The organism is Pseudomonas sp. NPDC089758, assembly GCF_044748705.1.
Classification (GTDB): domain Bacteria; phylum Pseudomonadota; class Gammaproteobacteria; order Pseudomonadales; family Pseudomonadaceae; genus Aquipseudomonas; species Aquipseudomonas putida_X.
The window spans coordinates 441,412-463,195 of record NZ_JBIVGN010000001.1 but is presented as its reverse complement, the minus strand read 5'-3'; the positions used below and the strand labels follow the sequence as shown (position 1 = coordinate 463,195).

Sequence of the window (21,784 nt, the reverse complement as noted above, 5' to 3'; positions counted from 1 at the left end):
GGAGTGACATGAGGTGTAGGGCAATGTCACCCCTGCAGTCCGGCGCGCAGCGCCGCGTCAAGGCCTGCAGGGTTTCACTTCAGCTCGATCTGTGCGCACAGGCCTCCGCCCTGGCGGTTGCTGAGCACCAATTGCCCGCCCATGGCCTGGATCAGTTGGTGGGCGATTGCCAGGCCCAGGCCGGTGCCGCCGGTGCTGCGGTTGCGCGAGCTTTCCACCCGGTAGAATGGTTTGAGCACTTCGCTGAGCGCTTGCTGGGGGATGCCAGGCCCTTCATCCAGCACGCGGATCAGGATACGTCCCTGCTCATGGCTGACCTCCAATTGCGCCTTGCCGGCGAACTTCAGGGCATTGTCCAGCAGGTTGATCAACACCCGGCGCAGCGCATGCGGGCGCGTTTCCAGCAAACGGCCGGTAGTGCCATGGCGCTCGACCTGCGCGCCGCTGTCCTGGTAATCGAACACCACGCTGTCGAGGAACGCGTCGAGGTCAATGCGGCAGGGCGGCTCGGTGTTGATATCCATGCTGCGGGCGTAGGCTACGCCTTCGCGGACCAAATGCTCCATGGCATCCAGGTCATGCCATAACTTGTCCTTTTCCACGCCCTCGTCCATTACCTCGACCCGCAGTTTCATGCGGGTGATCGGGGTTTGCAGGTCATGGGAAATCGCTGCCAGCAACTGCATGCGCTCCTTGAGATAGGCAGCGATGCGCGCCTGCAAGGCGTTGAAGGCGACGGCGGCATATTTCACTTCGCGCGGGCCGCTTTCGTCCAGCAACATGCCGGGCTTGTCCGGGTCGAGGTCGTCAAGCGCCTTGACCAGGCGGGTCAGCGGGCCGATGGCCAGGCGCACGGCCAGCCAGGTACAGAACAGCAGCACGGCAAGCTGTATGAGCAATACCAGCGGCAGCCATGTGGCGATCGGCACAGCTGCCGGGGTGACATCGATGGTCAGCGGCGCGCCGTCGGCCAGACGCAGGTGCGCCTGGAAGTGGGCGTTCGGGCCGGGTATCTCCTGGAAGGTCAGGCGATACTGGCTGCCGATGGCCTTGACGATCGAATCGGCAGCCATGGGTGGGTCATCGCTTGGCATCGCCGCGCCGGTCACGCCAGTGTCCAGCCGATAGCGGTAGGTGCGCCGCTCCAGGCGGGGCAGCCAGGCGGGGCGTTCAGCAGCGGGAAGGCGGTCAAGGATGGCCACTGACGTGGCGACGTCCTGTTCCAGGTTGCTGAGCATCATCGAGCGGCTGCTGATAAAGCGCTCATAGGCCTGCAGGCTGAACGACAGCCCATAGGCCAGCACCAGCCCGGTGATGAAGATCAGCGCCAGGCGCGAGGCGAGGGTGCGCGGCCACTTCATGATGGCGACTCGAGCAGTTGCACGGGCAGCGAGAACACATAACCTTCGCTGCGCACCGTCTTGATGCAGCTGGGTTCGCGCGCGTCGTCGCCCAGGCGTTGGCGCAGGCGGCTGACCAGCAGGTCGATGGAGCGATCGAAGATATCGGCCTCGCGGCCTTGGGTCAGGTTGAGCAACTGTTCGCGGCTGAGCACCCGTTGTGGATGGTCGAGGAACACGCGCAACAGGCGGTATTCGGCGCCACTGAGAGCCACCAGCGTGCCTTCGCTGTCAAGCAGGTGGCGCGCGGTGGTGTCCAGGCGCCACTGGCCGAAACCGATCAGGCGGCCGCTTTCGCTGATGGTCAGGTTGGGCGGCAACATGCGGGTGCGGCGCAGCACCGCGTTGATGCGGGCCAGTAATTCGCGGGCTGAGAATGGCTTGGTCAGGTAGTCGTCAGCGCCCATCTCCAGGCCGATGATGCGGTCGGTCTCGTCGTTGCGCGCGGTCAGCATCAGCACTGGCGTAGTGCGGTGCTTGCCGGCGCGCAGCTCACGGCACAGCAGCAGGCCGTCATCGCCCGGCATCATGATGTCGAGCACGATCAGGTCGACACTGTTGGCTTCCAGGAAAGCTCGCATCTGCCGGCCGTCGGCGACGATGCTGGTGCGCAGGCCGTTCTTCTTCAGGTAATTGCCGACCAGTTCGCGGATTTCACGGTCGTCGTCGACGATCAGGATGTGATCGACATGTTCCATCGGTGGGGTCCTGTGCAAGGGGAATGAGCGCAGTGTACCGAGCAGGTATGAGCTTGCCTGCAGAGGTTTGTATTGCAGTGTATCTGGCCGTGCGACAGATACAGCAGGAGGCAGGGCGCAGGGTCAGGCGACACATGCCTGATACCTGGCACGCGTGAAATGGCTCTGACCGGGGAGCACCACTCCCCACCCTCAGAAGCTGTCAGGAGAGATGCCATGAACGTGAAAACCCTCGCCAGCGCCAGCCTGTTCGCTGTGCTCAGCCTCGGCGCCCTGGTTGCCCTGGCAACCACACAGCCGATGGAGGATGCCAGCGTCATGCAGTACCGCTATGGCGACCGGCTGGACATACACAAAGTGCTGTCGGTGAAGGATGACCAAAGCGATGCCTGTGGCCTGGTCAATACCCGTATGGACTACCTCGACTCCCAAGGCCAGCGCCAAAGCCTGCAATACCGTACCTATGCCACGAGCGGCTGCCATGACAACTGAGCGCCGCATGCTGCTGAAAGTGGGCGGTGTGGCCTTGGCGCTCTTTGGCCTGGGGCTGGCCGGCCACTTGGCGGCCCGCGACAGTTACGGGGCCATGCCGTCGCTGTCGGGGGCCAGTGAGTGGCTCAACTCGCCAGCGCTGGATGCCGCGCAACTCAAGGGCAAGGTAGTGCTGGTGGACTTCTGGACGTGGGACTGCATCAACTGCCAGCGTAGCCTGCCACATGTCAACGACTGGGCGCGGCGCTACGCCGATCAGGGGCTGGTCGTGGTGGGCGTACATACGCCGGAGTATGACTACGAGCATGACGTCGGTCAGTTGAAAAACAAGGTGGCCAGCCTTCAGATCGCCTACCCGGTGGCGGTGGACAACGATCATCGGGTGTGGAATGCCTGGGCTAATCAGTTCTGGCCAGCGCACTACTTCGTCGATCGCCAGGGCCAGGTGCGGCATGTGCACGTTGGCGAAGGTGACTACGACGGGCAGGAGACGTTGATAAAGGCGTTGCTGGATGAAAAACCCTGAAGTGTTTACCGTCCCTTTCGCGGTTGAAAGCCCGCAAAAGGGACGGTAACGGGCTCAACCGAAGCTGGCGAAATGCGCCTGCATGCGCTCGGCATTGGCCTGACGGCCACTGAACAGTTCGAACGCTTTCACCGCCTGGAACACGGCCATGTTGCTGCCATCGAGGGTGCGGCAGCCCAGTGCCCGTGCCGCACGCAGCAGCTCGGTTTCCAGTGGGAAATAGATGATCTCCGCCACCCACAGCCGGGCATGCAGCAGCTCGACCGGCAGCGGTGTGCCCGGCAGTTTGGCCATGCCGACCGGCGTGGTGTTGACCAGCCCGTCCGCCTCGGCAATCTCGGCCGCCAGGTCCGTGCCCACAACGGCCCGGCCTGCGCCGAAATGGCCGTTGAGGTTGTCGACCAACGCCTGGGCGCGCGCTGCATCCACTTCGAACAGCACCAGCCGCTCGACACCTTCGCCCAGCAACGCATGGGCCACAGCCGAGCCAGCACCGCCTGCGCCCATCTGCACCACCTGCCGGCGCGCGACGTCGGGCAAGCCGCGGCGCAAGCCTTCGGCGAAGCCCAGGCAGTCGGTGTTATGGCCCACACGCTTGCCGTCCTTGAGCACCACGGTGTTGACCGCACCGATACCCCTGGCCTCGTCGGACAGCTCGTCGAGCAGCGGCAGGATCGCCTGCTTGAACGGGTAGGTGATATTGAGCCCAGTGAAGCCGGTGTGCTGGGCCGCTTCGAGCAATTGCGCCAAGGCGCTGTCTTGCAGTTGCAGCTGGTCTGCGTCGATCAAGCGATAGAGGTAGCGCAAGTCCTGCGCATCGCCTTCATGTTCATGCAGGGCAGGGGTGCGCGACAGCTGAATGCCACGGCCGATCAGGCCGGCGAGGATGGCCGGCTGAGTCATGCTGGCTGCTCCTGGAACATTTCGGCGAAGTGCGCCAGAGCCATGCGGTAGCCGTGGCTGCCCAAACCGCAGATCACACCCACCGCGATCGAGGAGACGAACGACAGGTGGCGGAACGGCTCGCGCTTGTGCACGTTGGAGAGGTGCACTTCGATCACCGGCACCTCGCTGGCGACCAGCGCGTCGCGGATGGCCACCGAAGTGTGGGTCCAGGCACCGGGGTTGATCACGATACCGGCGCAGCGACCACGGGCAGCGTGGATCCAGTCGATCAGATCGCCTTCGTGGTTGGTCTGGCGGAATTCGATTTCCAGGCCGTGGGCCTGCGCGGTGTCTGCGCAGCTCTGGGCCAGGTCAGCAAGGGTTTCACGGCCGTACTGCGCAGGCTCGCGAGTACCCAGCATGTTCAAGTTGGGGCCGTTGAGCACGAGGATAAGGGGCTTCATGGCGGGCATCACTTTGTTGTTGTTGAATGCCCGTATGTTTGTACCACCTGGTTAGTTTCGTCAATTGGGTTGAGTGTCGCAGCGTGGAAAGTGGGCGATTATCGAACCCCGAGCACGGCGTTTTCAGCGCGGGTGCACCCCCCGAAAGCGCCGCTTGTCGCTGCTATGGGGCTGCAATGCAGCCCACATCTCAGATGCTGTTGGCAACCCCGCGACCCACCTCACCGTCAGGGGTCTCTTCATGCAACGATATTCGCGATGTTTCCGGCAATGCCAACCCGCCCACCAGCGCCACCAGCGCGATGGCCACCAGATAGAACGCCGGTGCCAGGCTGCTGCCGGTCTGCCCGATAAGCCAGGTCGCCACCAACGGTGCGGTGCCGCCAAACAACGTATAGGCCACGTTGTAGGTGATCGCCGAAGCGGTGTAGCGCGTGTGGGTCGGGAAACTCTCCGACAGCAATGCGGCGGTCACCACACCACTGGACAGTGCGCCTACCGCCAACAGGATGACCCCCAGCAGCGCGGCGGGCACTGACCCGGAACTGGCCAGCCAATAGGCCGGGAATACGCACACCATCACCCACAGGCAGGTGAAACCAATGGTCTTGCGCCGCCCGACGCGGTCGGAGAACGCGCCGGCCAGCGGACAACCGATGGCCGCGAACACCAGCGCTACCGTGGTCACCAGCAGCGACTGGGCGCGTGTCAGGTTGCCGACCATCTGCAGGTAGGTGGCGAAGTAGGTGGTGAACATGTAGAAGGACAACGCAGTGAGCGAGATGAAGGCACCCAGGTTGCGGATGGCCCGGCCATGGTTACGCAACGTGTCCTTGAGTGGCGAATGCTCATGGGTCTTGCCTTGGGCGATGGCCTCGCGAAACGCTGGAGTTTCCTCCATGCGCCAGCGCAGGTACAGGCCCACCAGGCCCAGCGGCGCAGCCACCAGGAACGGTATGCGCCAGCCCCAGGCCGCCATCGCTTCGGCCGACAGGCTCGCCTCAAGGCCGAAGGCGATCACCGCCGCGCAGGCGAAGGCCGAGAAGGTCGACACGGGCACGAAGCTGCCATAGAAGGCCCGCTTGTTTTGCGGTGCGTGTTCCATCAGGTAGGCACAGGCCCCTGCATACTCACCGCCTGCCGAGAACCCCTGCAGGCAGCGCGCAAGGGTCAATAGCGCGGGCGCGGCAAGGCCGATGCTGGCGTAGGTCGGCAGCAGGCCGATCAGTGTGGTGGAGCCGGCCATCAGCAGGATGGTCAGTGACAAGATACGTTTGCGTCCCAGCCGGTCACCCAGTGCGCCGAACACGATCCCGCCCAATGGCCGCAAGGCGAAGGCCACGGCGAAAACGGCGAAGGTCTTGAGCAAGGCCACGCTGGCATCGCCACTGGCGAAAAACTGGCTGGCGATGATCGTTGCGAGAAAGCCGTAGACGGCAAAGTCGAACCATTCGACGAAGTTGCCGATGGCCGAGGCGGCGATGACCCGGCGCAGGGTGGCGGGGGATACCTCGTGAGATGCGGACATGTGGATACGCTCCGGTTTCAAAGGCAGCCTGGCGGATTAGCGAGGCGGTCTGGCCGCGTCGTCGTTGTTGTTGCAGGCAGTAAACCGGTGTGAGCGAAAGGGCGCTTTTTCGAGGACGACGCCCAGATATCTGTTTTGACCGCGTGAGACCCTTGGGTGGCCAAGCCTCGGCAGTCAGCGGGGGTTAAACCGAGAACACCACCCCGGTGCGCGAAGCCGCGTTGCGAATATGCTCCTGCATCGCTTTTTGCGCCGCCGCCTGTGAGCGGCGGGCCAGGGCGCGCAGGATCTTGCGATGTTCCTGCCAGGTTTCCATCGCCCGTTCCGGGCGGATGAAGGGCAGCTTCTGGCTTTCCAGGAAGATCTCCTGGCTGGCGGTGATCACCTGCAGCATGGCGTGGTTACCGCAGGCTTGCAGCAACTGTTGGTGGAAGGCGAAATCCAGCCGTGCGGCGGCTTCGAAGCGGCCCGCACGCAACTCCTGATGCATCGCCTCCACGTTCAGCTCCAGGCGATCGATGTCGTCAGCGGTGAGCGCCAGCGCCGCCTGCCCAGCGGCGAAACCCTCCAAGGCGTAGCGCAGTTGGAAGGTGTCGCTCGCCGAGACCTGTTCGGCATAAGGCCAGGCAAATGCCGAAGGCGTTGGCGCTTGCACGAACACACCTTTGCCCGGCTGAACGCTCACCAAGCCCAGCGCGCTGAGCGAGGACAGCGCTTCTCGCAGAGAGGCCCTGCTGACCCCCAGCTGCTCGGCAAGGTCGCGCTGCGAGGGCAGCGCATCACCGGGCTGATAGCCGCCGTCTTCGATCAATTTGCGGATGCCTTGCAGGGCCTGTTCGGGGACGGCGCGGGGTAGGGTGTCGAGCATGCTGTTCAGACCGGTCGGAGGGCGATGACCTTGGCTTTTTACGGCCATTGACAGGCGCTTGCAAGCATTGCTCCGCCCTGAAGCAGGCGAATGCGGCCTTGCACAAAAGCGGGGCGTGACGACGGCAGGGCAGGCGCACGGCCAGGCAACTGTTCAGACCAGTAAGACCGTTCAGCTCAGGGCTTGAGCACGTTGTACCAGGGCCCGCAGGGTTCTTGGCATGGCCCGTGCACTGGCCAGCCAGCACACTTTTCCCTGGTTACCTGCGAGGCCACACCATGAAGACATTCCGCACCTTGTTCCTGGCCAGCCTGTTCTGCAGCAGCGCCCTCGTGCTGCCAGCCGCCCAGGCTGATGCCCTGGCCGACATCAGCGCCCGTGGCGTGCTCAAGGTGGCAGTGCCCCAGGACTTCCCCCCCTTCGGCTCGGTAGGGCCAGACCTCAAACCCCGTGGTCTGGACATCGACACGGCACAACTGCTGGCAGACAAGCTGGGTGTGAAGCTGGCCCTGACCCCAGTAAACAGCACCAACCGCATCCCGTTCCTCACCACCGGCAAGGTCGACCTGGTGATTTCCAGCCTCGGCAAGAACCCGGAACGTGCGGCGGTGATCGATTTTTCCCGGCCCTATGCGCCGTTCTACCTGGCCGTGTTCGGCCCGGCCGAGGTGGACATCGCCGGTATCGACGCTGTCGCTGGCAAGACCATCAGCGTTACCCGCGGTTCGATCGAGGACATGGAACTGAGCGCCGTAGCGCCCAAGGGGGCGGTGATCAAGCGTTTTGAAGACAACAACTCGACCATCGCCGCCTACCTCTCCGGCCAGGTCGAACTGATCGCCAGCGGCAGCGTGGTAATGGCCGCCATTGCCCAGAAGAACCCGGCCAAGGTGCCTGTGGTCAAGGTCAAGCTCAAGGACTCGCCTGTCTATGTGGGGCTGGCCAAGAACGAGCCGGCGCTGCTGGACAAAGTGAACGCCACGCTCGAAGCCGCCAAGGCTGACGGCAGCCTCAACCGCAATGCCGAAAAATGGCTGAAGCAGCCGCTGCCGGCCGACCTCTGAGCTGTACCCGGAGCCTGCCACCATGGCCTATGAATTCGACTTCGCCCCTGTGCTGGCCCAGGCCCCCTTGTTGCTCAAGGGCGCCTGGTTCACCCTGCAGCTTACGGCGGTCGGCACCTTGCTGGGCGTGGCCATCGGCGTGCTCGGCGCGGGTGTACGCGCCTGGCGTGTGCGCCCCTTCGACACGCTGTTTGGCTTGTACGTGGAGCTGATCCGCAACACGCCCTTCATCGTCCAGCTGTTCTTCATCTTCTTCGGCCTGCCGGCACTGGGCATTCGCCTGACCGAGTGGCAGGCGGCGGTGCTGGCCATGGTGATCAACCTGGGGGCCTACTCCACCGAGATCATCAGGGCGGGCATTCAGGCCATTCCCAAAGGCCAGCTGGAAGCTGCCGCGGCCTTGGCCATGAGCCGCTTCGAGGCCTTTCGGCATGTGGTGCTGCAGCCGGCCCTGGCCAAGGTATGGCCGGCACTGACCAGCCAGATCGTGATCGTCATGCTCGGCTCGGCGGTGTGCTCGCAAATCGCCACCGAGGAGCTGTCGTTCGCCGCCAACTTCATCCAGTCGCGCAACTTCCGCGCATTCGAAACCTACCTGCTGACCACCGTGCTCTACCTGGTCATGGCCATCGCTCTGCGCCAATTGCTGGCATGGCTGGGGCAACGTCTGCTGATGGGGAAACGCTAATGGACTTCACCTTCTGGGACATCCTGCGCAACCTGCTGATCGGCCTGCAATGGACCTTGCTGCTGTCGCTGGTGGCGTTCTTGTGCGGTGGCTTGGCCGGGCTGCTGGTGCTGGTCGCCCGCATTTCTCAATCGCCGTGGCTGCGTGGCCTGGCGCGCGGTTACATCGAGCTGTTTCAAGGCACACCATTGCTGATGCAACTGTTCATGGTGTTTTTCGGCATTGCCTTGTTCGGCCTGGATGTGTCTGCCTGGATGGCGGCAGCCATTGCCCTGACCCTGTTCACCAGTGCGTTTCTTGCCGAGATCTGGCGTGGTTGTGTCGAGTCCATTCCAAACGGTCAGTGGGAGGCGTCCGGTAGCCTGGCAATGAGCCGCATGGAGCAACTGCGCCATGTGATCCTGCCACAGGCGTTGCGCATCGCCGTCGCGCCGACCGTGGGCTTTTCGGTGCAGGTGGTCAAAGGTACTGCCGTCACCTCGATCATCGGTTTCACCGAGTTGACCAAGACCGGCGGCATGCTGGCCAACGCCACCTTCGAGCCGTTCATGGTCTATGGCCTGGTTGCGCTGGGTTACTTCATCCTCTGTTACCCGCTCTCGCTGAGCGCCCGTTATCTGGAAAGGAGGCTGCATGCCCCTGCTTAGAGTGTCCGCGCTGCACAAATACTACGGCGACAACCATGTGCTCAAGGGCGTCGACCTGAGCATCGAGGAGGGCGAGGTGGTCGCGATCATCGGCCGCAGCGGCTCGGGCAAAAGTACCTTGTTGCGCACCCTCAATGGCCTGGAGTCGATCAGCGATGGCGTGATCGAAGTGGACGGTGAGTACCTCGATGCCGGACGCGCCGACTTGCGCTCCCTGCGGCAGAAGGTGGGCATGGTGTTCCAGCAGTTCAACCTGTTCCCGCACCTGAGCGTGGGCGAGAACGTGATGCTCGCGCCCCAGGTGGTGAAGAAGGCCAACAGGGCTCAAGCGCGCCAATTGGCTGAACAGATGCTGGCGCGGGTAGGCCTGGCGGAGAAGTTCGATGCCTACCCTGATCGGCTTTCCGGTGGCCAGCAACAGCGGGTGGCGATCGCGAGGGCGCTGGCCATGTCGCCCAGGGTGCTGCTGTGCGACGAAATCACCTCGGCGCTCGACCCCGAGCTGGTCAACGAGGTGTTGGGCGTGGTGCGCCAGCTGGCCAGCGAAGGCATGACCTTGATCATGGTCACCCATGAGATGCGCTTTGCCCGCGAAGTGGGCGACAAGCTGGTGTTCATGCACCATGGCAAGGTGCATGAAGTGGGTAACCCGCGTGAAGTGTTCGCTGCACCGCAAACGGCCGAGCTGGCCAATTTCATCGGCTCGGTGGTATCGGCCTGAGCCTGCCTCGGCGGCTGCAGCTCAGGCCGCCCGCTCCAGCACGTCCAGCAGGTCGACGAACTCCATCGCCAGTTTGTGCCGCGGTGCCAGGTGTACCAGCGGCACCGACGCCAGGTGCGACTCTCGCATCTTGATCGAGCTGCTCAAATACACCGGCAGCACTGGCATGCCCTCGCTGCGCAGTTGGTCAACCAACGTCTGATGCAATGCTGTGCGGCCGGCGAACTGGTTGACCACCACGCCTTCCACGTGCAGCGCGGGGTTGTGGTCCAGGCGCAGTTCCTCGACCTGGGCCATGACACTGTGCAGCGCCTGGCGCGAGAAGCTGTCGCAGTCGAACGGGATCAACAGGCGCTCAGCCGCCACCAAGGCGCTGAGGGTATAGAAGTTGAGCGCAGGCGGGGTGTCGATATAGATCCGTTCGTAATCCTCGCTCAGCGCCAGCAGCAGCTTGCGCAGCTTGTTGATCTTGAACTTGCTCTGCAGTTTGCTCTGCAAGTCGCTGAGGTCGGGGCTGGCGGTCACCAGGTGCAGGTTACGGTAACGGGTTTCGGTGATTGCCACGCGGTGCTTCTTGCCCGCAGCGGTGACGGGCGACAGCGTCTGGCGAAAGAAATCGGCGATGCCGGCGGGTATGGCGTCGTTGGCCAGGCCAGTGAGGTAGTAGGTGGCGTTGGCCTGTGCGTCGAGGTCCACCAGCAACGTGCGGTAACCTTCGGCTGCACTGGCGGCGGCAAGGTTGCAGGCGATGCTGGATTTGCCCACGCCACCTTTCTGATTGAAAACCACACGACGCATTGGACGCTCATCCATGAAGAGAGAAATGTCAGGTTGGGGTCAATCCTATGACCAATACACGACAGTTTTATGACAGCGACCGTTACATCTGGTCACGATAAACCCGGCCTCCGCGGGACCTGCTCAGCCGCCGCTCCCTGACCCGCTTCCACTGCTGCCGCTACTACTACCGCCGCTTCCACTGCTGCCGCTACCACTACCGCCGCTACCACTACCGCCGCTACCACTGCCAGAGCCTGAAGCCCCACCGGAGCCCTGGGATCCACTGCTCTCCGCGCCTTTGGTAGTGCCATCTCCGCCAGTGTTGTCGGTGTCGTTGCTGCCCGTTCCGCTGCCGGTGGCATCGGCAGGCACACCCGCGCCCGTCGCACCACCCTTGTCGACTGCCATCGTGCCAGGGCCTGGGGGCGAGTTACCGTTGTCGTTGATGTCGGTCGCCGCCAAGGCGGCGGATGTGCCGGCGCCCAGGCAAAGGGCGAGCAGCAGCGCATGATGGGTCAACCGTTTCATGGTGATCTCCAGTAAAGTGATTACCCAATCTTCGGCTGGCCGGCGGGGTGGGAGGTGCCGTGCAACCGACGGGTGGCCGCCATTGAACGCCTGTCAGCTTCGCTGTGCGCCTGCGCCACTCCCAGTGAGAGGGTCGCAGCGCCTACAGTACTGCGCGGTTACAACCCATTCAGCTCGTCCTCCACCTGCTGCAAGCGCTTCTGTGCCAGCGCCTGGGCCTTCTCGTCGCGTGCGGTCTCGCGCATCAGCCGGGTAAGCTTGGCGCTCAGCCGCTGGCCGTCCTCGGTCTGCTCCAGGGCCTGGGCCTTGGCGGGGTCGCGGGTGACCTGGACGATGGTGGCGAACTCGGCGTCGCTGAAGTTCTTTTCGCTGTAGAGCTTGAACAGGTCCTGGCGCTGGTCCTCGACCGTGAGGTGCTTGCGCAGCACGCTGCGGATTGTCTCTTCGTCGAGTTGCGGGTGAGTGCGGGTGAGCAGCGACGCCATGCGGTCTATGTTGTGCTCGTAGGCTTCCTGCAGCGGCAGCATGGCCACGATCTGCTCTTCGCGGGTCGGTTTCTGGTCGCAGGCGGTGAGGGCAGCGGCAAACAACAGCGGCAGCAACAACTTGCAGAGGCGGGGCATGGGCTGGCCTTGGGCGCGTTCTAGGGCGAGGATTATAGCGAGATCGGGCCGGCCATGCATTGGGCCGTCCGATGCGGTAGGGTAGGGAACCTTTTTTCAGGCCATCGCTTCAATCCCATGCCCGACTGGACTTTCCAAACACCCGGCCGTGACGCCATCGATGAAGTCGTAGCCTTCGTCGACAAGGCCCGCCGGGAGCTCTTCCCCATGCTCGCCCATTCACCTCTGCCCAAAGACCTGGCCGATTTCGAGGCGACCTACCTCGATGGCGACGGGCATTTTCTGGAAGCCCGGGATAACGGCACCTTGATCGCAACCATCGGCTACCAGCCCTACGACCATCGCTTTCATCAGCTCGATTATCACGGCAAACGCGTCGTTGAAATCGTGCGCCTGTTCGTGCTGCCCGGCTACCGGCGCAACGGCTTGGCCGCGGCGTTGTTCCAGGCCTTGCGTGAGCACGCCGTCGAGGCAGGTGTCGACTGCCTGTACCTGCACACCCATCCGTTTCTGCCGGGTGCGATCCGGTTCTGGGAGCGCCAGGGCTTTGTGGTGGTCGACGTAGAGGATGACCCGGTGTGGCTGACTACGCACATGGAGCAGTGGCAGGCGCTTTAGGAACCGGTCATTGGCCGGCCTCCAACTGCTGCAGTTGAGCTGCCAGGCGCGTGCGTGCCCGGGCAGGCAACGCCGCTGGCAATTCGGTCAAGCGGGCATCGCCTACCTGAATCAGCATCACCATGCCCATCGCCAGGTGCGGGATGCACTGGATGCCGTACACCCCTGGCACCGTGAAGGTCTGCTCGAAGGGCTGGTTCAGCTTGCTCTTGAAGGCCACGGCGCCCTCCGGTAGCAACCCGGGCAGGCTGGCTGCGTTGTGGCCGCTCTGGGTCGGCACGAAACGTACCGTATCACCCGGAGCGATACGCAGGTGGTCGGGCTCGTAGATCATCGAGCCTGCCGCCCCGCGGTTGAGCATCTTCACTTCGTGCACATCGGCCAGCGCGGCGAGAGGTAGCACAGCGCTGGCGAGCAGCAGGACGGTAGTGCGCAACAGCATGCCGGAGCTTCCTGGTTCAGGGGGCGCGAAAGCGCAGGATGCGCGCGCCGTCGAAGGGGTCGGTGAGGTAGCGGGCGTGTACGCCGAAGGTGCTCAGCAAACGCTCGGGGGTCAGTACCTCAAGCGGATCGCCGAGGGCGACCAGGCGGCCGTGTTCGAGCACCGCCACGCGGTCGCAGGTCAGTGCCTGGTTCAGGTCGTGCAGGGCCACCAGGGTGGTTAGCGGTAACGCCTGTACCTGTTGCAGCAGGCTCAGCTGATGCTGGATGTCGAGGTGGTTGGTCGGCTCGTCGAGCAGCAGCACCTGCGGGCGCTGGGCCAGGGCGCGGGCAATGTGTACGCGCTGGCGTTCGCCACCGGACAGCGAACCCCAGATACGGCTACGCAGGTGCGAGGCATCGAGGTCGGCCAGGGCCTGCTCGACGATCGTACGATCCTCCTGGGAAAACGGCGCCAGGGCGGACAACCATGGGGTACGCCCTAGCGCCACGGCGTCGAACACGCTGATGGCGTCGAGGGTGTCGGCCTGTTGCTCGACCAGCGCCAAGGCCTGGGCGATGCGCCGACGCGGCAGGCGTGCAAGCGGCTCGCCGAGCAATTGCACGCCGCCGCTATGCGGCGTGCGCAGCCCGGCCAGCAGTTTGAGCAGGGATGATTTACCGGAGCCATTCGGGCCGACGATGCCAAGGGTTTCACCGGCGACGACCGTCAGGTTGATGTCGCGTAGCACGGGGTTGCCCGCCAGTTGCAAACCCAAGCCTTGGCAGGCGAGCGGAGCGACTTTCGGCGGTGTCATGGCCGTCATGCGCGCCCCCTGCGGCTGACCAGGATCAGCGCAAACACCGGTGCGCCTATCAGCGCTGTGACCACCCCTACCGGGATCACCTGGCCCGGGATCAGCGTGCGCGAAAGCATGTCTGCGGCGATCAGGAACAGCGCACCGCCCAAGGCGCTGGCCGGCAGCAGGCGGCTGTGTCCTGGGCCGAGCAACAGGCGCAGGGCATGCGGGATGACCAGCCCGACAAAACCGATGGCGCCGACGATGGACACCATCACTGCCGTCACCAGCGCCGCGCAGCTGATCAGCAGCAATTGGCTGCGCCGCACCGCGATGCCCATCGACGCCGCCGAATCAGCGCCGAAGGTGAAGGCGTCCAGTGTGCGCCGGTGCCACAGGCACACCACCAGCCCGAACAGTGCCACCGGCATGGCCAGCCATACGGATGGCCAACGCACGCCACTGAGGTTGCCCAGCAGCCAGAACAGGATGCCGCGAGCCTGCTCGGCGGTGGCTGATTTGGTGATCAGAAACGCCGTCAGGGCGTTGAACAGTTGCGAGCCGGCAATCCCTGCCAGGATCACTTGGGCATTGTTGCTGCTCGGGCCAGCTGCGCGGGCCAGCACCAGGACCAGCGCGAAGGCTGCGACGGCGCCGACGAAGGCGCCGCCGGACATGCTCAGGGCAATGCTGCCCAGGCCCAGCAGGCCCACCAGCACGGCGCCGGTCGATGCCCCGGCTGACAGGCCCAGCAGGTAGGGTTCGGCCAGCGGGTTGCGCAGCAGTGCCTGCAGGATCACCCCACAGGTCGCCAGCCCTGCGCCGCAGGCGGCGGCGACCAGCGTGCGCGTCAGGCGGTAGTTCCAGACGATACCGGCGTCGATCGGGTCGATCGGGTAACCGGCCTGCCACAGCTGGTTGGCCAATACCTGGTACACCACGCGGGGTGACACGCTGGTCTCGCCGATGGCAGTGCCGGCGAGCAGTGCGCCGAGCAGGGCCATCAGGGCCAGTGCAGAGCAGGGCAACAGACGCTTCATCACGGCGCCGCTTTACCGCTGGCGAAGGCTGCCGACAGGGTCTGCAGGCCCCGGAACAGGCGGATACCGGCCTGCATGGCATCGGCGTCGAGGATGATGATGCGGTTGTTTTTCACGGCATCCATGTGCTTGGTTACCGGGTCGCTGTGCAGGAAGTCGAGCTTCTTCTGGTAGTCGTCGGCCGGAAAGCGGCGGCGATCCATGCGGGCGATGATCAGCCACGTCGGGTTGGCCTTGGCGAGGGTTTCCCAACCCACCGTGGGCCATTCTTCGGTGGACTCGACCACGTTGCGCACACCCAGGGTGCGCAGCATGAAGTCTGCCACGCCCTGGCGGCCCGCGACGTAGGGGTCGATGTCGAGGTCGGCGCTGGAGAACCAGAACAGCGCAGAGGTCTGGCTCAGGTCTTTGCCGGCCAGTTGTTGCCTGGCGCCGTCCAGGCGTGCCTGGAGGTCGCTGTTCAGTGCCGCGCCACGGTCCTGGACGTCGAAGATTTCTGCCAGCTGGCTGACGCTCTTGTAGATGCTCTGGACCTGAAACGCCTGCAGCCGCGTGCCATCGGCCCCCACCAGGTTGTCCTTGCCTTCGCAGTCCGAGGGCAGCAGGTAGGTGGGAATCTTCAGTTCGTTGAACTGCTCACGGGTCGCGACCACGCCTTGGGCGCCAACCATCCATTCGAACTGTACCGCCACAAGTTCGGGGCGCTTGCCCACCACCGCTTCGAAGCTTGGGTCGTTGTCGGCCAGGCGCGGCACCTTGTCATTCTGCGCCTTGTACTCGGGCAAGACGTTGTTGAACCACAGCGAAGTGCCGGCCAGCTTGTCGCCCAACCCCAGCGCGTAGAGGATTTCGGTGCCGGCCTGGCCGATGGTCACAGCGCGTGCGGGGGCGTGGGCGAAGGTTTGCGGCATGCCGCAGTTGTCCACGGTCAGCGGATAATGCGTGACGGCGGCCTGTGCCGCGCCCGTGAGGCTCAGGCCGACAAGCAGGGTGGCGAAACGGGACAGCATGCGGGGCGATCTCCTATCGGACAGTTCACGGAAGGAACGCGCGGACAGGCATCGCCGAGCCCCTCATGCGACAGGGGCAACTCTGATGGCCAATCCCGGACACCCCGCCGGTTGGTAGATGTAAGCCGGCAGGTCTCCTGACTGGTGCGTCATCACCCGGCTCCGGCCTTCCCGGATCAGCGGATCCAGTGGCATCGATGGAGCGGGCTCGGCACCTACAGTTGCGGGGGCAGTTCCGTTTGGCGCGCCTGGGCGGCTTGGGATTCCCTATTGTTTCCGTGGTGGAAACCGGCGGCCCGCATGGTAGACCATCAGGCAGCCGGTGAAAACGCTGAATCAGAAGTACTTGAGCCAGGTGATGTCGCGGCGGCGCGCCTTGAGCCTGGCAAACCAGTGCACCGGCAGGTACAGCGCCACGGCCAGCAGCACAGCGCCCAGCCACACCGCGCCCATGCCGTCGAGCCCGAAGTAATCGCCGTGATTGCGGCCGAACAGGGCGACGCTGGCCAGGTACAGCAGTTTCAGCACGTACAGGTGCAGCAGGTAGAAGAACATCGGCGCCGCGCCGAACACCGCCAGGGCACCGATCCAGCGTGTTTGCCCTGCACGTTCGAAGGCGCGCAGCAGCAGCAGGCCGCAGCCCAGGGTCAGGGCCAGGAACAGCAACGAGGGCGGGTATTTGGTGATGTTGAAGAAACTCATCACGGTCTGGGTAAGCGTCGGGTAGCCGCTCCACGGCGCCTCGCCGTAGCCATTGAGCATGCGCAGCACCATGAAGCCGAGCAGGGCGATGACCCCTGCCAGCAGCAGGCGGTACTGACGCTGGCCGGCATCGCTGCCACGGGCGAACCATGGGCCCAGGCCATAGCCCAAGGCAATCACGCCGATCCACGGCAGTACCGGGTAGGAGGTGCGCAGGCGCAGGCTGTCAGAAAGTTCCAGCCAGCCACGGTCATGCAGGATCGCCCACGGCACATGCAGCGCCGACTCGGTGCCAAAGTGCAGGCCGTCGAGCAGGTTGTGGCCGGCGATGATCACTGCGCCCAGCACAATCAGCGCCGGGCGCGGCAGCCACACCAGCAGCGACAGGGCGATCATGCTTACCCCGATGGCCCAGATCACCTGCAGGTAGATGACACTGGGGGGCAGCTGGAAGGTCCAGGCGAAGTTCACCAGGGTGAACTCCAGCACCACCAGGAACAGGCCGCGCTTGAACAGGAACGCCGAGACATCGCTGCGGCCCTGATATTTCTCGCCGTACAGCCAGGCCGACAGGCCGGTCAGCAGGACGAACACCGGGGCGCAGAGGTGGGCCAGGGTGCGGCTGAAGAACAGCGACGGGTCGGTGGTGTCGATGCTCATCGGGTCGCTGACCTGGTGGTGCAGGAAGAAGGTTTCGCGAACGTGGTCGAGCAGCATGAACAGGATCACCAGACCGCGCAGGGCATCGATGCTCTGCAGGCGCTGGGTGAGCAGGGTTGGGGTGGCGGCGGAGCTTGTCATGGAGGTATCGCAGGCAGGCTGTATGTCAAATGAAATGTTATTTTCTAACATTTTCACCTGCGCAAGGTAGTGATTTTTTGCAGTGGCTGTGCAGGCCTCATCGCCGGCAAGCCGGCTCCCACCGCGACCGCGCAGTTCTTCAAGCCTGCGCTTACCTGTGCAAGCAACGGTCTTGCCCAATTTCCAATAGCCGGCGCAATCCAGGTGGGAGCCGGGCTTGCCGGCGATGGGCCGCACAGCGGCCCCAGATGCTCGCTGCTCCCGTCGAGCGCGCTGGGGCTATTACAGCTCCGCTAAGGACGCCGCGGGTCAGCGCCTGGCACCTGGAACGCGCATGCGAGGATTGGTCACGATGCGCGTCAATCATCCATCTACTGCTGCTCCTCAGTGCGCGCCGGCCGACTTGCTCAGGTCGCTTTGCGCCCATTGGGTGTAGATGCAGGCATCTGCAACCGCCCAGCGGACCTTCACGGTATCGCCAGGCTGCATGGACATCCCCGCAGCCGAGAGAGCTTTCACGGTCAGTTCGGTCCCGCCTGGGGTCATCACATGGCAGGTCTGGCTTTCGCCGAGGAACAGCACTTCGCCGACCTTGGCAATCACTTCGTTCCAGCCCGCTGGCAACGGTTGGCGTGCCGCTTGCTCGGTGGTGAGTGCCAGGGCCTTTTCCGGGCGTACCATGATCAACGCATCTTGCCCCGCCGCCAGGCCAGGCGTCAGGCGGATCGCCACCGGCTGGCCTTCGAAGCTGCCAGCGCCGTTGCTGGTGGCCGTGATGCGCAGGAAGTTGGAATTGCCCAGGAACGAGGCGACAAAGGCGTTGGGTGGATTCTGGTAGAGGTCATAACCGGTGCCCAGGCCGACGATCTTGCCGTGGCTGAAGATGGCGATGCGCTGGGACAGACGCATGGCTTCTTCCTGGTCGTGGGTGACGTAGACGATGGTGATGCCCAGCCGGCGGTGCAACTGGCGCAGTTCATCCTGCAGGTCTTCGCGCAGTTTCTTGTCCAGTGCGCCAAGGGGCTCGTCCATCAGCAGGATACGAGGTTCGTATACCAAGGCGCGGGCAATCGCCACCCGCTGTTGCTGGCCGCCCGACATCTGCGAAGGCTTGCGATGGGCGAACGCCTCCAGCTGTACCAACTTGAGCATGGCATCGACCCGCTTCTGGGTTTCAGCAGCGCTGAGCTTGCGGATGGCCAAGGGGAAAGCGATGTTGTCACGCACATTCAGGTGCGGGAACAGCGAGTAGCGCTGGAACACCATGCCGATGTCGCGCTTGTGTGGTGGCACATTCACCAGCGACTGCCCCTCGACCAGAATCTCGCCGCTGCTGGGCGTCTCGAACCCGGCCAGCATCGACAGCGTGGTGGACTTGCCCGAGCCGCTGGAGCCGAGGAAGGTGAGGAACTCGCCGTCCTGGATTTCCAGGTCCAGATTATCCACGGCGGTGAAGTCACCGTAATGCTTGTTCAGGCCGCGCAGGCTGACCAGGGTCTTGTTGTGCGCGTTGTCTTTGATCACTGCACTCATTGTTGTTTTCTCCGGGCGCTCAGGCGTTCGTTTCGGTGCGCCGGCGCAAGGCGGCGGCAATGACCATGACCAACAGCGGCAGGCCGATCAGCAGCGTCGAGGCGACGGCGATCACTGGGCTCAGGTCCTGGCGCAGGGTGGTCCACATCTTGACGGGCAAGGTTTGCAGGTCGGGGCTGGCCATCATCACGCTCAGTACCACCTCGTCCCACGAGACCAGGAAGGCGAACAGCCCGCCGGCGATCATCCCCGGGCGAATGGCCGGGAAGGTCACCTTGAAGATCGCCTGCAGGCGCGAGGCGCCGCAGATCACCGCGGCGTCCTCGATCGATTGGTCGAACAGCTTGAGCGAGTTGATGATCGAAATGATGGTGAAGGGCAGGGCGACGATCACATGGCTGACCACGAAGGCGAACAGCGTGCCGGTGTAGCCGAGCTTCAGGAACAGTGCATACACCGCCACGGCAATGATCACCAGCGGCACGATCATCGGCATGGTGAACAGCCCATAGAGCATTTCGCGGCCAGGGAAGCGGCCACGCACCAGGGCGAATGCGGTAGGCAGGCCCAGCAGCACGGCGGCGATGGTGGTCAGCACGGCGACCTTGAAGCTGGCCAGGGCGGCGTCCATCCACTCAGGGTTGGCGAAGAACTGGGCATACCATTTGAAGGTCCAGCCTGGTGGCGGGAATACCAGCCATTGCGATGAGCCGAACGACAGCAGGATGATGAAAACGACCGGCAGCAGCAGGAAGGCCGCAATCACGCCGGTGGTCAGGTACAGGCCCGTGCGCAGCGGGCGCCCCATGGCATTGGGAGACAGAAGCATGGCGGTTTACCTCGCGTTGCCGACCGGGGACTCCGGTTGCAGCTTCAGGTACAGGTAGAAGAGCACCAGGGTGATGACCACCAGCAGTGCGGCGGCGGCGCTGGCCAGGCCCCAATTGAGGAACGATTGCACCTGCTGGATGATGAATTCGGGCAGCATCATGTTCTGCGCGCCACCCAGCAGGGCCGGGGTGACGTAGTAGCCCAGCGACATGACGAACACCATCAGCGCACCGGAGAACAGCCCCGAGCGGCACAGCGGCAGGAACACCTTCCAGAAGTTGGTCCAGGGGCTTGCGCCGCAGATGGAGCCGGCCTGCAGCACCATCGGGTCGATGGCGTGCATGGTCGCCTGCAGTGGCAGCACGATGAACGGGATCATGATGTAGCTCATGCCGATCACCACGCCGGTCAGGTTGTGCACCATTTCCAACGGGGCATCGATGATGCCCAGCGCCATCAACGCCTTGTTGATCACCCCCGAACCCTGCAGCAGCACCAGCCACGAGTAAGTGCGCGCCAACAGGCTGGTCCACATCGACAACAGCACGATGTTCAGCAACCAGCGGCCCCAGCCGTTGGGCACCAGGGTGATTGCCCAGGCCAGCGGGAAGCCCAGCAACACGCTGATCAGGGTGACGACGCCGGCAACCGAAAAGGTGTTGAACAAGACCCGCGCATACGCCGAGTTGGCGAACAGCTGCTCGTAGTTGCCCAGCCCCGGCACGGGCTCCAGCACCCCGCGCAGCAACAGGCCGATCAGCGGGGCGAAGAAGAACAGGCCAAGGAACAGCAGGGCAGGCAACAGGTTGCGGCTGCCTTTCCAGCGCTGGCCGAGGCTCATGCGGCGCGGGGCCGTCCCGGGGGCGCCGGCGCCCGTGGGGGCACCTTGCGCGTTTTGCAGGGCGTTGATGGCGACTTTCATTTCACCAACCACTCATTCCAGCGCGCGGCGATGGCCTGGCCGTTCTTGGCCCAGTAGGCGAAGTCCAGGGTTACCTGGTCCTGGGCGTAGGCGGTCGGCAGGTTCTGCGCGAGGTCTTTGTCGAGTTTGGCCACGCTGTCCAGGTTCACCGGCGCGTAGGCGGTCTTGTTGGCGAAATCGGCCTGGCCTTCGGCGCTGCTGGCCTGGGCCAGGAACTTCATGGCCGCGTCCTTGTTCTTGGCGCCCTTGGGGATGACCAGGAAATCGGCCATGACCAGGTTTTGCTTCCAGCTCACGCCCACTGGCGCTCCATCTTGCTGCAGGGCGTAGACGCGGCCGTTCCAGAACTGGCCAAGCGAGGCTTCACCGGAGGCCAGCAATTGCTGCGACTGGGCCCCACCGCCCCACCAGACGATGTCTTTCTTGATGGTGTCGAGCTTCTTGAAGGCGCGGTCCAGGTCCAGCGGGTAGAGCTTGTCAGCCGGCACGCCGTCAGCCAGCAGGGCCAGTTCCAGCACGCCGGGGCTCGGCCACTTGTACAGGGCGCGTTTGCCGGGGTAGGTCTTTGTGTCGAACAGGGCGGTCCAGTCCACCGGCTTGTTGGCGCCGAGCTTGCCTTCGTTGTAGCCGAGCACGAACGAGAAGAAGAACGAACCGACGCCATGGTCGGAGACGAAGCGTGGGTCGATCTTGTCGCGCGCGATGGTGTTGAAATCGAGGGGTTCGAGCAGGCCCTCACTGGCGGCACGCAGGGCGAAGTCGGCTTCCACGTCGACCACGTCCCACTGCACGTTGCCGCTCTCGACCATGGCCTTGAGCTTGCCGTAGTCGGTCGGGCCGTCCTGTACCACTTTGATGTTGGTCGATTTGCTGAAAGGTACGGCCCATGCTTCTTTCTGGGCGTCCTGGGTGGTACCGCCCCAGCTGACGAAGTTGAGGCTGTCAGCGGCCTGGGTCGCCTGACATGCCAGGGTCAGCAGGCTGGCGGACAGCACTGCGGTTACACGTTTGCTCAACAGCATGGTTACGCCCTCGTTGCTTTTTGTTATTCGAGGCGGGGCTGGTAGTGCGCCCGCCAACAGTATTCGGGGAGCAGCTAAAACAAAGTGTCGGTGGCCGTTGGGTAAGTGTAGGTAGCGGCCTGCGATTTCAAGGTCTACGGGATATCATATTATGGTATTCCAAGATTTTGGCA

Annotated in this window: 25 protein-coding genes and 1 riboswitch; of the genes, 7 read left to right on the top strand and 18 right to left on the bottom strand. The window is 63.9% G+C overall.

Translation table 11 applies throughout. The annotated features are described in order from the left end of the window. Positions 1-74: 74 nt before the first annotated feature. Entirely contained in the window at positions 75-1,361 is a 1,287-nt protein-coding gene (locus ACIPZH_RS02255; protein ID WP_400625654.1) for a sensor histidine kinase, read from the bottom strand. Next, on the bottom strand, positions 1,358-2,098 hold the full coding sequence (locus tag ACIPZH_RS02250; RefSeq protein WP_267822714.1) for a response regulator: 741 nt from the start codon (positions 2,096-2,098) through the stop codon (positions 1,358-1,360). The genes ACIPZH_RS02255 and ACIPZH_RS02250 overlap by 4 nt, the downstream gene beginning before the upstream one ends. A gap of 216 nt (positions 2,099-2,314) precedes the next feature. On the opposite strand from ACIPZH_RS02250, the gene ACIPZH_RS02245 reads away from it, so the two are divergent. Together ACIPZH_RS02245 and ACIPZH_RS02240 are read left to right on the top strand one after the other, a co-directional pair. Beyond that, the gene (locus tag ACIPZH_RS02245) at positions 2,315-2,590 is read left to right on the top strand and encodes a DUF2790 domain-containing protein (RefSeq protein WP_400634912.1); all 276 of its coding nucleotides are present in this window, start codon (positions 2,315-2,317) and stop codon (positions 2,588-2,590) included. Next, a complete protein-coding gene (locus ACIPZH_RS02240) occupies positions 2,580-3,116 on the top strand; it encodes a thioredoxin family protein (RefSeq protein ID WP_400634910.1) in 537 nt (178 codons plus the stop codon). The genes ACIPZH_RS02245 and ACIPZH_RS02240 overlap by 11 nt, the downstream gene beginning before the upstream one ends. 54 nt (positions 3,117-3,170) lie before the next feature. Here ACIPZH_RS02240 and ACIPZH_RS02235 read toward each other — a convergent pair whose 3' ends face one another. The 4 genes from ACIPZH_RS02235 to ACIPZH_RS02220 all read right to left on the bottom strand — a co-directional run bounded on the left by ACIPZH_RS02235 (position 3,171) and on the right by ACIPZH_RS02220 (position 6,861). Next, positions 3,171-4,019 carry a shikimate dehydrogenase gene (locus ACIPZH_RS02235; RefSeq protein WP_241803371.1) on the bottom strand — a complete coding sequence of 283 codons (849 nt, stop codon included), beginning with the start codon at positions 4,017-4,019 and terminating at the stop codon, positions 3,171-3,173. Further along, entirely contained in the window at positions 4,016-4,465 is a 450-nt protein-coding gene (gene aroQ, locus ACIPZH_RS02230) for a type II 3-dehydroquinate dehydratase (RefSeq protein ID WP_241803372.1), read from the bottom strand. Before aroQ ends, ACIPZH_RS02235 begins: the two co-directional genes overlap by 4 nt. A 190-nt stretch (positions 4,466-4,655) precedes the next feature. Next, positions 4,656-5,993, bottom strand: coding sequence for an MFS transporter (locus ACIPZH_RS02225; protein WP_241803373.1), 1,338 nt, complete (start codon positions 5,991-5,993; stop codon positions 4,656-4,658). A gap of 184 nt (positions 5,994-6,177) precedes the next feature. After that, on the bottom strand, positions 6,178-6,861 hold the full coding sequence (locus tag ACIPZH_RS02220; protein ID WP_267822721.1) for a FadR/GntR family transcriptional regulator: 684 nt from the start codon (positions 6,859-6,861) through the stop codon (positions 6,178-6,180). Between the two features lie 278 nt (positions 6,862-7,139). Here ACIPZH_RS02220 and ACIPZH_RS02215 point away from each other — a divergent pair, with 278 nt between their 5' ends. The 4 genes from ACIPZH_RS02215 to ACIPZH_RS02200 are packed head-to-tail and all read left to right on the top strand — an operon-like array spanning position 7,140 to position 9,981. Further along, a complete protein-coding gene (locus ACIPZH_RS02215; protein WP_267823931.1) occupies positions 7,140-7,925 on the top strand; it encodes a transporter substrate-binding domain-containing protein in 786 nt (261 codons plus the stop codon). A 22-nt stretch (positions 7,926-7,947) separates the two neighbouring features. Beyond that, on the top strand, positions 7,948-8,613 hold the full coding sequence (locus tag ACIPZH_RS02210; protein ID WP_400634909.1) for an amino acid ABC transporter permease: 666 nt from the start codon (positions 7,948-7,950) through the stop codon (positions 8,611-8,613). Then, positions 8,613-9,260 carry an amino acid ABC transporter permease gene (locus ACIPZH_RS02205; protein WP_267822723.1) on the top strand — a complete coding sequence of 216 codons (648 nt, stop codon included), beginning with the start codon at positions 8,613-8,615 and terminating at the stop codon, positions 9,258-9,260. The genes ACIPZH_RS02210 and ACIPZH_RS02205 overlap by 1 nt, the downstream gene beginning before the upstream one ends. Continuing rightward, complete coding sequence (locus ACIPZH_RS02200) at positions 9,247-9,981, top strand: amino acid ABC transporter ATP-binding protein (RefSeq protein WP_267822725.1); 735 nt, start codon at positions 9,247-9,249, stop codon at positions 9,979-9,981. The genes ACIPZH_RS02205 and ACIPZH_RS02200 overlap by 14 nt, the downstream gene beginning before the upstream one ends. 21 nt (positions 9,982-10,002) lie before the next feature. On the opposite strand, the gene ACIPZH_RS02195 is transcribed toward ACIPZH_RS02200, so the two are convergent. The 3 genes from ACIPZH_RS02195 to ACIPZH_RS02185 all read right to left on the bottom strand — a co-directional run bounded on the left by ACIPZH_RS02195 (position 10,003) and on the right by ACIPZH_RS02185 (position 11,912). Then, a complete protein-coding gene (locus tag ACIPZH_RS02195) occupies positions 10,003-10,779 on the bottom strand; it encodes a ParA family protein (RefSeq protein WP_267822727.1) in 777 nt (258 codons plus the stop codon). Positions 10,780-10,902: 123 nt separating this feature from the next. Continuing rightward, positions 10,903-11,289, bottom strand: a complete 387-nt coding sequence (locus ACIPZH_RS02190; protein WP_400634906.1) for a hypothetical protein — start codon at positions 11,287-11,289, stop codon at positions 10,903-10,905. Positions 11,290-11,447: 158 nt separating this feature from the next. Next, positions 11,448-11,912, bottom strand: coding sequence for a hypothetical protein (locus ACIPZH_RS02185; RefSeq protein ID WP_241803381.1), 465 nt, complete (start codon positions 11,910-11,912; stop codon positions 11,448-11,450). A 117-nt stretch (positions 11,913-12,029) separates the two neighbouring features. On the opposite strand from ACIPZH_RS02185, the gene ACIPZH_RS02180 reads away from it, so the two are divergent. Continuing rightward, positions 12,030-12,530: a GNAT family N-acetyltransferase gene (locus tag ACIPZH_RS02180; protein WP_349974463.1), complete on the top strand. Its 501-nt coding sequence runs from the start codon at positions 12,030-12,032 to the stop codon at positions 12,528-12,530. 7 nt (positions 12,531-12,537) lie between these two features. Here ACIPZH_RS02180 and ACIPZH_RS02175 read toward each other — a convergent pair whose 3' ends face one another. The 9 genes from ACIPZH_RS02175 to ACIPZH_RS02135 form a co-directional block, all read right to left on the bottom strand. Then, on the bottom strand, positions 12,538-12,972 hold the full coding sequence (locus ACIPZH_RS02175) for a pseudoazurin (RefSeq protein ID WP_241803383.1): 435 nt from the start codon (positions 12,970-12,972) through the stop codon (positions 12,538-12,540). 16 nt (positions 12,973-12,988) lie between these two features. Then, on the bottom strand, positions 12,989-13,777 hold the full coding sequence (locus tag ACIPZH_RS02170) for an ABC transporter ATP-binding protein (protein WP_400634905.1): 789 nt from the start codon (positions 13,775-13,777) through the stop codon (positions 12,989-12,991). After that, the gene (locus ACIPZH_RS02165; RefSeq protein ID WP_400634904.1) at positions 13,774-14,790 is read right to left on the bottom strand and encodes a FecCD family ABC transporter permease; all 1,017 of its coding nucleotides are present in this window, start codon (positions 14,788-14,790) and stop codon (positions 13,774-13,776) included. Before ACIPZH_RS02165 ends, ACIPZH_RS02170 begins: the two co-directional genes overlap by 4 nt. Beyond that, positions 14,790-15,800, bottom strand: coding sequence for an ABC transporter substrate-binding protein (locus tag ACIPZH_RS02160; protein WP_400634902.1), 1,011 nt, complete (start codon positions 15,798-15,800; stop codon positions 14,790-14,792). Before ACIPZH_RS02160 ends, ACIPZH_RS02165 begins: the two co-directional genes overlap by 1 nt. Positions 15,801-15,909: 109 nt before the next feature. Continuing rightward, a riboswitch (cobalamin riboswitch) is annotated at positions 15,910-16,108 on the bottom strand. A 28-nt stretch (positions 16,109-16,136) separates the two neighbouring features. Further along, positions 16,137-17,303 (bottom strand): DUF1624 domain-containing protein, encoded by a 1,167-nt coding sequence (locus ACIPZH_RS02155; RefSeq protein ID WP_400634900.1) that lies wholly within the window; start codon positions 17,301-17,303, stop codon positions 16,137-16,139. Positions 17,304-17,687: 384 nt separating this feature from the next. Beyond that, complete coding sequence (locus tag ACIPZH_RS02150; protein ID WP_400634898.1) at positions 17,688-18,836, bottom strand: ABC transporter ATP-binding protein; 1,149 nt, start codon at positions 18,834-18,836, stop codon at positions 17,688-17,690. Positions 18,837-18,855: 19 nt separating this feature from the next. Continuing rightward, positions 18,856-19,665 (bottom strand): ABC transporter permease, encoded by an 810-nt coding sequence (locus ACIPZH_RS02145; RefSeq protein WP_400634897.1) that lies wholly within the window; start codon positions 19,663-19,665, stop codon positions 18,856-18,858. Positions 19,666-19,671: 6 nt separating this feature from the next. Beyond that, positions 19,672-20,589 (bottom strand): ABC transporter permease, encoded by a 918-nt coding sequence (locus ACIPZH_RS02140; protein WP_267822748.1) that lies wholly within the window; start codon positions 20,587-20,589, stop codon positions 19,672-19,674. Beyond that, positions 20,586-21,611: a polyamine ABC transporter substrate-binding protein gene (locus tag ACIPZH_RS02135; protein WP_267822750.1), complete on the bottom strand. Its 1,026-nt coding sequence runs from the start codon at positions 21,609-21,611 to the stop codon at positions 20,586-20,588. Before ACIPZH_RS02135 ends, ACIPZH_RS02140 begins: the two co-directional genes overlap by 4 nt. Between the last annotated feature and the right edge of the window lie 173 nt (positions 21,612-21,784).

What these genes read in the sequence shown, in the direction of transcription:
- ACIPZH_RS02255 (WP_400625654.1), bottom strand. Translation starts at nt 1,361, where the DNA reads ATGAAGTGGCCGCGCACCCTCGCCTCGCGCCTGGCGCTGATCTTCATC.
- ACIPZH_RS02250 (WP_267822714.1), bottom strand. Translation starts at nt 2,098, where the DNA reads ATGGAACATGTCGATCACATCCTGATCGTCGACGACGACCGTGAAATC.
- ACIPZH_RS02245 (WP_400634912.1), top strand. Translation starts at nt 2,315, where the DNA reads ATGAACGTGAAAACCCTCGCCAGCGCCAGCCTGTTCGCTGTGCTCAGC.
- ACIPZH_RS02240 (WP_400634910.1), top strand. Translation starts at nt 2,580, where the DNA reads ATGACAACTGAGCGCCGCATGCTGCTGAAAGTGGGCGGTGTGGCCTTG.
- ACIPZH_RS02235 (WP_241803371.1), bottom strand. Translation starts at nt 4,019, where the DNA reads ATGACTCAGCCGGCCATCCTCGCCGGCCTGATCGGCCGTGGCATTCAG.
- aroQ (WP_241803372.1), bottom strand. Translation starts at nt 4,465, where the DNA reads ATGAAGCCCCTTATCCTCGTGCTCAACGGCCCCAACTTGAACATGCTG.
- ACIPZH_RS02225 (WP_241803373.1), bottom strand. Translation starts at nt 5,993, where the DNA reads ATGTCCGCATCTCACGAGGTATCCCCCGCCACCCTGCGCCGGGTCATC.
- ACIPZH_RS02220 (WP_267822721.1), bottom strand. Translation starts at nt 6,861, where the DNA reads ATGCTCGACACCCTACCCCGCGCCGTCCCCGAACAGGCCCTGCAAGGC.
- ACIPZH_RS02215 (WP_267823931.1), top strand. Translation starts at nt 7,140, where the DNA reads ATGAAGACATTCCGCACCTTGTTCCTGGCCAGCCTGTTCTGCAGCAGC.
- ACIPZH_RS02210 (WP_400634909.1), top strand. Translation starts at nt 7,948, where the DNA reads ATGGCCTATGAATTCGACTTCGCCCCTGTGCTGGCCCAGGCCCCCTTG.
- ACIPZH_RS02205 (WP_267822723.1), top strand. Translation starts at nt 8,613, where the DNA reads ATGGACTTCACCTTCTGGGACATCCTGCGCAACCTGCTGATCGGCCTG.
- ACIPZH_RS02200 (WP_267822725.1), top strand. Translation starts at nt 9,247, where the DNA reads ATGCCCCTGCTTAGAGTGTCCGCGCTGCACAAATACTACGGCGACAAC.
- ACIPZH_RS02195 (WP_267822727.1), bottom strand. Translation starts at nt 10,779, where the DNA reads ATGCGTCGTGTGGTTTTCAATCAGAAAGGTGGCGTGGGCAAATCCAGC.
- ACIPZH_RS02190 (WP_400634906.1), bottom strand. Translation starts at nt 11,289, where the DNA reads ATGAAACGGTTGACCCATCATGCGCTGCTGCTCGCCCTTTGCCTGGGC.
- ACIPZH_RS02185 (WP_241803381.1), bottom strand. Translation starts at nt 11,912, where the DNA reads ATGCCCCGCCTCTGCAAGTTGTTGCTGCCGCTGTTGTTTGCCGCTGCC.
- ACIPZH_RS02180 (WP_349974463.1), top strand. Translation starts at nt 12,030, where the DNA reads ATGCCCGACTGGACTTTCCAAACACCCGGCCGTGACGCCATCGATGAA.
- ACIPZH_RS02175 (WP_241803383.1), bottom strand. Translation starts at nt 12,972, where the DNA reads ATGCTGTTGCGCACTACCGTCCTGCTGCTCGCCAGCGCTGTGCTACCT.
- ACIPZH_RS02170 (WP_400634905.1), bottom strand. Translation starts at nt 13,777, where the DNA reads ATGACGGCCATGACACCGCCGAAAGTCGCTCCGCTCGCCTGCCAAGGC.
- ACIPZH_RS02165 (WP_400634904.1), bottom strand. Translation starts at nt 14,790, where the DNA reads ATGAAGCGTCTGTTGCCCTGCTCTGCACTGGCCCTGATGGCCCTGCTC.
- ACIPZH_RS02160 (WP_400634902.1), bottom strand. Translation starts at nt 15,800, where the DNA reads ATGCTGTCCCGTTTCGCCACCCTGCTTGTCGGCCTGAGCCTCACGGGC.
- ACIPZH_RS02155 (WP_400634900.1), bottom strand. Translation starts at nt 17,303, where the DNA reads ATGACAAGCTCCGCCGCCACCCCAACCCTGCTCACCCAGCGCCTGCAG.
- ACIPZH_RS02150 (WP_400634898.1), bottom strand. Translation starts at nt 18,836, where the DNA reads ATGAGTGCAGTGATCAAAGACAACGCGCACAACAAGACCCTGGTCAGC.
- ACIPZH_RS02145 (WP_400634897.1), bottom strand. Translation starts at nt 19,665, where the DNA reads ATGCTTCTGTCTCCCAATGCCATGGGGCGCCCGCTGCGCACGGGCCTG.
- ACIPZH_RS02140 (WP_267822748.1), bottom strand. Translation starts at nt 20,589, where the DNA reads ATGAAAGTCGCCATCAACGCCCTGCAAAACGCGCAAGGTGCCCCCACG.
- ACIPZH_RS02135 (WP_267822750.1), bottom strand. Translation starts at nt 21,611, where the DNA reads ATGCTGTTGAGCAAACGTGTAACCGCAGTGCTGTCCGCCAGCCTGCTG.